This is a genomic window from Paenibacillus sp. A3M_27_13 (genome assembly GCF_024213315.1).
Lineage (GTDB): Bacteria > Bacillota > Bacilli > Paenibacillales > Paenibacillaceae > Paenibacillus > Paenibacillus polymyxa_B.
Window position 1 is genome coordinate 359,797 of the sequence record NZ_JANAVE010000004.1, and the last position, 6,995, is coordinate 366,791.

The window sequence follows — 6,995 nt, forward strand, 5'->3', positions numbered from 1 at the left end:
TTTTGTGTATACCGGCGAGAGGACTCGAACCTCCACGGTTTCCCACTCGATACCGAATACAATCTTGATAATACCTTGTTTAATGAAGGAAAATAAGCGCTGCTCGTCGATTTCGACCCGCAAGGTAATCTGTCGATGTACTTTGGTATTGAGCAGCGGGATCAACTTCCGTAGCTATGGTCTGCGACAGGACTAACTCAGTTGCTCAGTATCAAGGAATTTAGAATACTTGTACAACTTCTTTAATATCATCAATTTCCTCAAGAATTGCGCGCTCAATAGCAACCTTTAACGTAATCGTAGCACTTGGGCAACCATTGCAAGCTCCCAAAAATCTTAATTTTGCTATACCGTTCTCAACTTCGACCAGTTCAGCATCTCCACCGTCACGCAGTAAGAAAGGACGTAGTTTGAGAAGAACTTCCGATACTTCATCGAATAAAACTCCATTTTCATCCATTATGTCAAATCCTCCCATTTTTTTACCGACCGTCAATTCAGACCTTTTTTCACCCTAGATCGTCTGAGTGATCCTTTGCTTTTTGCCTAAGAGTGACCTCTTGATCCGAAAGTTCCCTTATAAGCGTATGAATAGAGTCTAAAGGTATCATCACACCACAACTTGCGCTCAATCCTGACAGCATATTGAAGCAGAACTGAAGTTTTCGTATCTCTCGGGTAATTTGAGCTAGTTCTGAATCGTCCGAATTTTTTTTTTTCATTACTAGCACCTCTTTAAAGAATGATAAAGGTTTGATCTATTAAATTAATGAATCAACCGATGCTTCCTTCCATCTCAAATTGAATCAACCGATTCATTTCAACGGCATATTCCATTGGCAATTCTTTGGTAAACGGTTCAATAAAGCCCATTACAATCATTTGTGTAGCATCTTGTTCTGTAAGCCCGCGGCTCATTAAGTAAAACAATTGTTCCTCGGACACTTTGGATACTGTTGCCTCGTGCTCCAAAGTAATCTGATCGTTTTTAATTTCATTGTACGGAATCGTATCTGATGTTGACATGTTGTCCAATATCAACGTATCGCACTTAATATTGGACTTGGACCCTGCGGAATCGCGGCTGAAGCTGGACAACCCTCGGTAGTTTACTTTTCCGCCCTGCTTGCTGATGGATTTGGATATAATCGTAGATGTTGTCTCGGGAGCAAGGTGAATTACCTTCGCGCCAGCATCTTGATGCTGATCTTTACCGGCTACGGCAATAGACAGGATGGACCCCTTGGCTCCTCGTCCTTTCAATAATACTGCCGGATACTTCATTGTTACCTTGGAGCCGATGTTGCCGTCCACCCATTCCATTGTGGCATTTTCTTCTGCCACAGCCCTTTGGGTTACCAAGTTGTAGATATTAGGAGCCCAATTCTGAATGGTCGTGTAACGGACACGGGAATCTTTCCGGCAAATAATTTCAATAACTCCACTATGCAGAGAACTGGTACTATAAATAGGTGCTGTACATCCTTCAACATAATGGACAAAGCTGCCCTCTTCGGCAATAATTAATGTCCGCTCGAATTGACCCATATTTTCAGAATTAATACGGAAATAACCTTGTATAGGAACCTCGCACTGAACACCCTTCGGAATGTATACAAAGCTACCGCCTGACCAAACTGCACTATTAAGCGCCGCAAATTTATTGTCGGCAGGAGGGATGATCGTCCCAAAATGTTGCTTAAACACTTCGGGGTATTGCCTTAATGCACTATCCGTATCAAGGAAAATAACGCCCTGATCCTCCAGTTCTTTCCGCATGCTGTGATAAACTACTTCCGACTCATATTGAGCGGATACGCCCGCCAGGAACTTTTGCTCCGCTTCAGGGATTCCCAGCTTGTCAAAGGTTGCTTTGATCTCGGAAGGAACCTCCTCCCAGGTCTTTCCCTGTTTTTCAGAAGGGCGAACGTAATACTGGATGTCATCAAGATTTAGCCCGGTCAAATCCGCTCCCCATTCAGGCATCGGCATTTTGTAGAATTGATTCAAAGCTTTCAACCGAAAATTGAGCATCCACTCCGGCTCTTCCTTGATCCGGGAAATTTCCCGGACAATCTCTTCCGTCAGACCTTTTCCAGATTGAAAAATAGACTGGTGCTTGTCGCGAAACCCATATTTATATTCGCCCATATCTGGTGCTTTTTTAGCCATTAGTATCACTCCTTTTTAACCTTTCAAGATTCATTTTGATTTGCTATGATCTGCCGAGCTTGCTTTCCACTAAATCTTTTAGGCGACTGCGAACACCTTCCAGCGGGATCTCCGAAATGACAGGAGCGAGAAATCCGAAAATAACAAGATGTTCGGCTTCACTCCGTGATATCCCGCGCGACATCAGATAATAGATTTGCTCTGCATTTACTTGCCCCACGGATGCAGCATGACCCGCGGTTACATCATCCTCATCTATCAGCAGGATCGGATTGGCATCGCCGCGAGCTTTAGGACTTAGCATAAGCACGCGTTCTGTTTGCTGACCATCACAATGGGTTGCGCCTTTTTCAATCTTTGTAATGCCGTTGATAATGGCCATAGCTTCTTCAAGCATGACTGCACGCGTAATCATCTGGCTTACCGAGCTTCTGCCAAAATGCTGAGCTTGAGTTGTATAGCTCGATTTTTGATTGCCCGTGCCAATAGCAATCACCTTATTGTCGGAGACCGCCCCGTTGCCTTGTAGCAAAGTCTTGGTATCGCTGGCGGTATAACCATTGTTCATCTCACCAATAATCCATTCCACACCCCCATCAGCAAGAACGACCGCCCGTCGCTGGGTGAAATCTGTTGTAGTTGCAGCAAGCTGATGAACCGAAGCTACTTGCACCTTTGAGCCCGCTCCCGCGAAGACCTCCGTCACACCGTTATGCAATACCTTGACATCATCACCACTCGATACACAATTATCCACATAAGTGATCTTGCTGTTGCTCCCTGCCACAATTAAGACGTGAGGAGCAAAACACACACCGCTTGTATCGTTAAGAAAGATCGCTTGAATAGGTGCTTCAACCTCTACACCGTCTGGGACATATAGAAAAACGCCACCACTCCATAAGGCACTGTGTGCAGCAGATAAACGATGTTCTTCTGGCTTTACTGCCTGAAAGAGATAACGTTGAACCAGCTCCTCATGCTCTTTTGCCGCAGTATGCAGATCCGTTAAAATGACTCCCTGGGCGGCTAAGCTCTCGGACAATTTCGTATACACTACATCCGAGTTGAACTGAACGATTAGTCCGCCTTTCACCGGAGAAGCAACCAAACCTCGAACAACCTCCGGCGCTTCCTCCAAACTAGACCACGCATTCTCAGCCTTGTAATCTCCACTTTCGTAGATATCCCATTTTTCGAGATTGATTTTCTCCACTTTAGGCAACTCCAGCGTCCCTGCCAGTTCGAGTGCGTGAACGCGGCGTTCAATCAGCCAACGAGGTTCATCCTTAGCGCTTGACCATGCGCGTAAATCGTCCACATTCATTGAAACTCTAGCTTGTATATCCACGTGCTGTTCCTCCTCTCCGGCTTTTAAGCTTCCCTTACCGTCTCATCCGTAATCCCAAGTTCCTCCTTCACCCAATCGTACCCTTCAGCCTCCAAACGGTGGGCAAGCTCCGGACCGCCAGATTTAACTATCCGGCCTTGCATCATGACATGCACAAAATCCGGGGTAATATAATTCAACAGTCGTTGATAATGGGTGATGATTAAAAAGCCTCTATCCGGGCTGCGCATCTCATTTACGCCATTGGCCACAATACGCAGTGCATCAATATCAAGCCCTGAGTCCACTTCATCCAGGATCACAAACTTGGGTTCAAGTAGCATCATTTGCAAAATCTCATTCCGCTTTTTTTCACCGCCAGAGAATCCCTCATTCAAATAACGATGCACAAATTCCGGGTTCATCTCCAGCCCCTTCATTTTGCTCTCCATTTCACGGATAAAACGGATTAAGGATATCTCATCGCCTTCTTCACGCCGTGCATTGATGGCACTTCTGAGAAAGTCCGAGTTGGTCACGCCAGCAATTTCACTTGGGTATTGCATAGCGAGGAACAAGCCTGCCTGGGCACGCTCATCCACCTCCATCTCCAGAAGGTCTTCATTGTCCAGCGTCACCTTACCGCCAGTAACCTCATATTTGGGATGGCCCATTAAAGCTGAAGCCAATGTACTTTTTCCCGTCCCATTAGGCCCCATAATCGCATGAATCTCTCCGCCATGAATCTCCAGTGTGAGCCCTTTTAAAATTTCTTTCCCTTCAATCTTGGATCTTAATTCCTCAATCCTTAATGTCGTCATTTATCGTAAACTTCCCTTCGGAGTATTCTTCGGCACGCGCCACCAAATCACTCATAAATTTTCCAATAGTCTGCAGCTCAACCTCTGAATAGGATTCAATGAATTGGTAAAACCTTTCTTCTTTTTCTTTGTGCAGTTCTTTATGCAAATGATAAACGTGTCTTCCCTTATCCGTTAAACTAAAGTAAATCTCCTTACGATTGCTGTTCAGTTGACTTCTCATAATGAAGCCCATTTCCAGCAGCTTTGCACTAATTTTAGTAATGCTAGCTTTGGACAACCCCATCTTCTCCACAATCCCGGTATGATTTATCGGTTCATAATCACCAATGCAATCAATAACGTGTACACTAGTAATATTGTTGGAGAGCATGTCAATCTGGTACTTTCTGGCCTGTTGCCGAAACGAGTTAAATTCTTGTTCAGTATACAGCTCATTCAGATGTAGCATTTTAATATATTGCTCGTAAAGATGACCTTTAAAATGATTTTGAAACTCCAATTTCCCAATCTCCCCTCTCTTGTAGTAGTTGCAGACCAAGTTCAGTGTCACCATTAGATTATTTTTTGTTCACTAGTGAACAAAATTATATTAACACAATTGATATTGATTATCAATATCAATTGTGTTAAATGTGACGCAATTTTGGAGGCGCTTTTCATGGGTTTGTTGTCATTGTCATCGGCCTCATGCTGTGTTTTGACTAGGGCACGTCCCGGAAATGGTTTTGCCTACCTCTGATCAATTCGGCAGCACCCGGATGGATATGGTAACCGAAGCCAAGTCCAATACCGTTGCCTATGAACGTCATGGTACACCTGCCACAGACCGGGGTCGCTACCGTAAAAAGAGGACAAAGGTGGTGCTTGACCGAGCTGTTTTAAAGCCGTACCGCAGCGTTTGGGTACGCTATCGTGAGCATGTATGGCAATGAATAATCCGTCAGTTACCTGTGTCTGGATATGTTATGGGGCCAAAGAGTATACCAAAAACTGTGGTTTTTGCTGGTGAATCCGAACAGGCGATGCTCCATTCTAGCCAGCACCGATCTGACACTGGAGGCGACCTAGATCATCGAACTTTATACCGCCCGGTTCAAAATAAATGCACCTTCTGGGCGCTAAAGCAATCCATCGGCGGATTCAGCTACCACTTTTGTAGCAAATCCATTCCGAAGCTCAACCGGTATTTGAAAAAGGATCGGGTTCACCCTCTGGAGTTGTTGGAAGAGGAGAAAGCGCAACGGGACATCCGCCTAACTGTAAAGATGAGAATGGTAAACGATAACCAAAATGGATCCCTAAGGGGCTTATGATAAAAGGAACCAAGAAAAGAGCCGAAATCTTGCTTCAGGAAGCCAGGAAGAATTATCATATGGAAGGACAAGCACTCGCGGTTGAAAACGAAGATATGCTGTAAGAGTAAAAGCGGCTACTCCATCCGGTAATAGCAAAAGGCTGTTCGCAGACTTTATGCTTCAATGGCTAGAGATGATGAAAAACAGTATCGGGCTTATCTCCTATATCTCCTATTCCGACACTGTAAAAGGCCGCGTAGATCCTTTTTCCGAGAGAAAGGGATGTATTGCTTGATGATTTAACTACAGAGGATTTTCAGACCTTGTATACCCATGAAATGAATGTGCAAGGTGTCAGCGCCAATACCGTTATTCATTACCACGCGAACATTTGCAGAGCCCTTCAGTATGCCGTGAAAATAAAGCTGATTGTGGCGAATCTCCCTGACTTAGTTGAAAGCCCAAAAAAGAACAATTACGTCGTGAGCTTCTACAATGCCGAGGAGCTGAATCAACTCCTCGCAGTAATTCGAGGCGAAAGAATTGAACTTTTCGTTATCCTGGCTGCCTTTTATGGGCTAAGCCGAAGCGAGGTCGTAGGATTAAAATGGTCGGCTATTGATTTATTGAATTGGACTATTAATATTAAACATACCGCCACATCGGGCAATTTGAATGGTAGATATATTGAAATTGAAAAGGACCGAACCAAGAATAAAGCCAGTCGCCGTATACTGCCACTGGTGGACACGTTCTATGAGCTTCTGATTCGTATGAAGGAATAACAGGAATCCTATCGCTTATCTTCTGACAATTCTTATTGTCTTGAATACCTGGAGTATATTTATGTAGATGTATTAGGGGTAAGCATGAAAGAAGTTCAGGAATGGTTAGGCCACAGCGATTATGCAACAACGGCAAATATTTATTCGCATTTTGAATACAACTCAAAGGTGTCTTCAGCTCAAGCAATGAGTGGGGTACTAAAGCTCAAATAAAAAAAGCCCACTAGAGATTATCTCTAATGAACTCTTTTAGTTAATACCGGCGAGAGGACTCGAACCTCCACGGTTTCCCACTCGATTTTGAGTCGAGCGCGTCTGCCATTCCGCCACGCCGGCATATTCAATTATGGAGGCGCCACCCAGATTTGAACTGGGGAATAAAGCTTTTGCAGAGCTTTGCCTTACCACTTGGCTATGGCGCCAGAGTGTAACAAAGCGGACGACGGGAATCGAACCCGCGACCCTCGCCTTGGCAAGGCGATGCTCTACCGCTGAGCCACGTCCGCATAAAGATGGCTGGGGATATAGGATTTGAACCTATGCATGACGGAGTCAAAGTCCGTTGCCTTACCGCTTGGCTAATCCCCAA

8 protein-coding genes and 4 tRNA genes are annotated in these 6,995 nt (G+C 44.7%); 3 read left to right on the forward strand and 9 right to left on the reverse strand.

Annotation, left to right across the window (positions count from 1 at the left end):
* Positions 1 to 220: 220 nt before the first annotated feature.
* The 5 genes from NLX82_RS17945 to NLX82_RS17965 form a co-directional block, all read right to left on the reverse strand.
* Positions 221 to 460 carry a NifU family protein gene (locus NLX82_RS17945; RefSeq protein ID WP_013373004.1) on the reverse strand — a complete coding sequence of 80 codons (240 nt, stop codon included), beginning with the start codon at positions 458 to 460 and terminating at the stop codon, positions 221 to 223.
* Between the two features lie 314 nt (positions 461 to 774).
* Positions 775 to 2,172, reverse strand: a complete 1,398-nt coding sequence (sufB, locus tag NLX82_RS17950) for a Fe-S cluster assembly protein SufB (protein ID WP_254348712.1) — start codon at positions 2,170 to 2,172, stop codon at positions 775 to 777.
* 43 nt (positions 2,173 to 2,215) lie between these two features.
* Positions 2,216 to 3,523 carry a Fe-S cluster assembly protein SufD gene (sufD, locus tag NLX82_RS17955; RefSeq protein ID WP_483312060.1) on the reverse strand — a complete coding sequence of 436 codons (1,308 nt, stop codon included), beginning with the start codon at positions 3,521 to 3,523 and terminating at the stop codon, positions 2,216 to 2,218.
* Positions 3,524 to 3,546: 23 nt separating this feature from the next.
* Entirely contained in the window at positions 3,547 to 4,323 is a 777-nt protein-coding gene (gene sufC / locus NLX82_RS17960; protein ID WP_254348713.1) for a Fe-S cluster assembly ATPase SufC, read from the reverse strand.
* Complete coding sequence (locus NLX82_RS17965; RefSeq protein WP_023990248.1) at positions 4,304 to 4,825, reverse strand: MarR family transcriptional regulator; 522 nt, start codon at positions 4,823 to 4,825, stop codon at positions 4,304 to 4,306. The genes sufC and NLX82_RS17965 overlap by 20 nt, the downstream gene beginning before the upstream one ends.
* A gap of 220 nt (positions 4,826 to 5,045) precedes the next feature.
* Between NLX82_RS17965 and NLX82_RS17970 the strand changes: the two genes are divergently transcribed.
* The 3 genes from NLX82_RS17970 to NLX82_RS27600 all read left to right on the forward strand — a co-directional run bounded on the left by NLX82_RS17970 (position 5,046) and on the right by NLX82_RS27600 (position 6,619).
* Positions 5,046 to 5,258 carry a hypothetical protein gene (locus NLX82_RS17970; protein ID WP_254348714.1) on the forward strand — a complete coding sequence of 71 codons (213 nt, stop codon included), beginning with the start codon at positions 5,046 to 5,048 and terminating at the stop codon, positions 5,256 to 5,258.
* 650 nt (positions 5,259 to 5,908) lie between these two features.
* Positions 5,909 to 6,406, forward strand: coding sequence for a tyrosine-type recombinase/integrase (locus NLX82_RS17975; RefSeq protein WP_226887823.1), 498 nt, complete (start codon positions 5,909 to 5,911; stop codon positions 6,404 to 6,406).
* A gap of 84 nt (positions 6,407 to 6,490) precedes the next feature.
* Positions 6,491 to 6,619, forward strand: a complete 129-nt coding sequence (locus NLX82_RS27600; RefSeq protein ID WP_143109565.1) for a recombinase — start codon at positions 6,491 to 6,493, stop codon at positions 6,617 to 6,619.
* Between the two features lie 44 nt (positions 6,620 to 6,663).
* On the opposite strand, the gene NLX82_RS17980 is transcribed toward NLX82_RS27600, so the two are convergent.
* From NLX82_RS17980 to NLX82_RS17995, 4 genes are all read right to left on the reverse strand, one after another.
* Positions 6,664 to 6,742: transfer RNA gene (locus tag NLX82_RS17980), tRNA-Leu, on the reverse strand.
* An 11-nt stretch (positions 6,743 to 6,753) separates the two neighbouring features.
* Positions 6,754 to 6,828, reverse strand: a tRNA-Cys gene (locus NLX82_RS17985).
* A gap of 12 nt (positions 6,829 to 6,840) precedes the next feature.
* Positions 6,841 to 6,912 (reverse strand) — tRNA-Gly (locus tag NLX82_RS17990).
* Between the two features lie 7 nt (positions 6,913 to 6,919).
* Positions 6,920 to 6,994: transfer RNA gene (locus NLX82_RS17995), tRNA-Gln, on the reverse strand.
* Position 6,995: the final 1 nt, after the last annotated feature.

What these genes read in the sequence shown, in the direction of transcription:
- NLX82_RS17945 (WP_013373004.1), bottom strand. Translation starts at nt 460, where the DNA reads ATGGATGAAAATGGAGTTTTATTCGATGAAGTATCGGAAGTTCTTCTC.
- sufB (WP_254348712.1), bottom strand. Translation starts at nt 2,172, where the DNA reads ATGGCTAAAAAAGCACCAGATATGGGCGAATATAAATATGGGTTTCGC.
- sufC (WP_254348713.1), bottom strand. Translation starts at nt 4,323, where the DNA reads ATGACGACATTAAGGATTGAGGAATTAAGATCCAAGATTGAAGGGAAA.
- NLX82_RS17970 (WP_254348714.1), top strand. Translation starts at nt 5,046, where the DNA reads ATGGTTTTGCCTACCTCTGATCAATTCGGCAGCACCCGGATGGATATG.
- NLX82_RS27600 (WP_143109565.1), top strand. Translation starts at nt 6,491, where the DNA reads ATGAAAGAAGTTCAGGAATGGTTAGGCCACAGCGATTATGCAACAACG.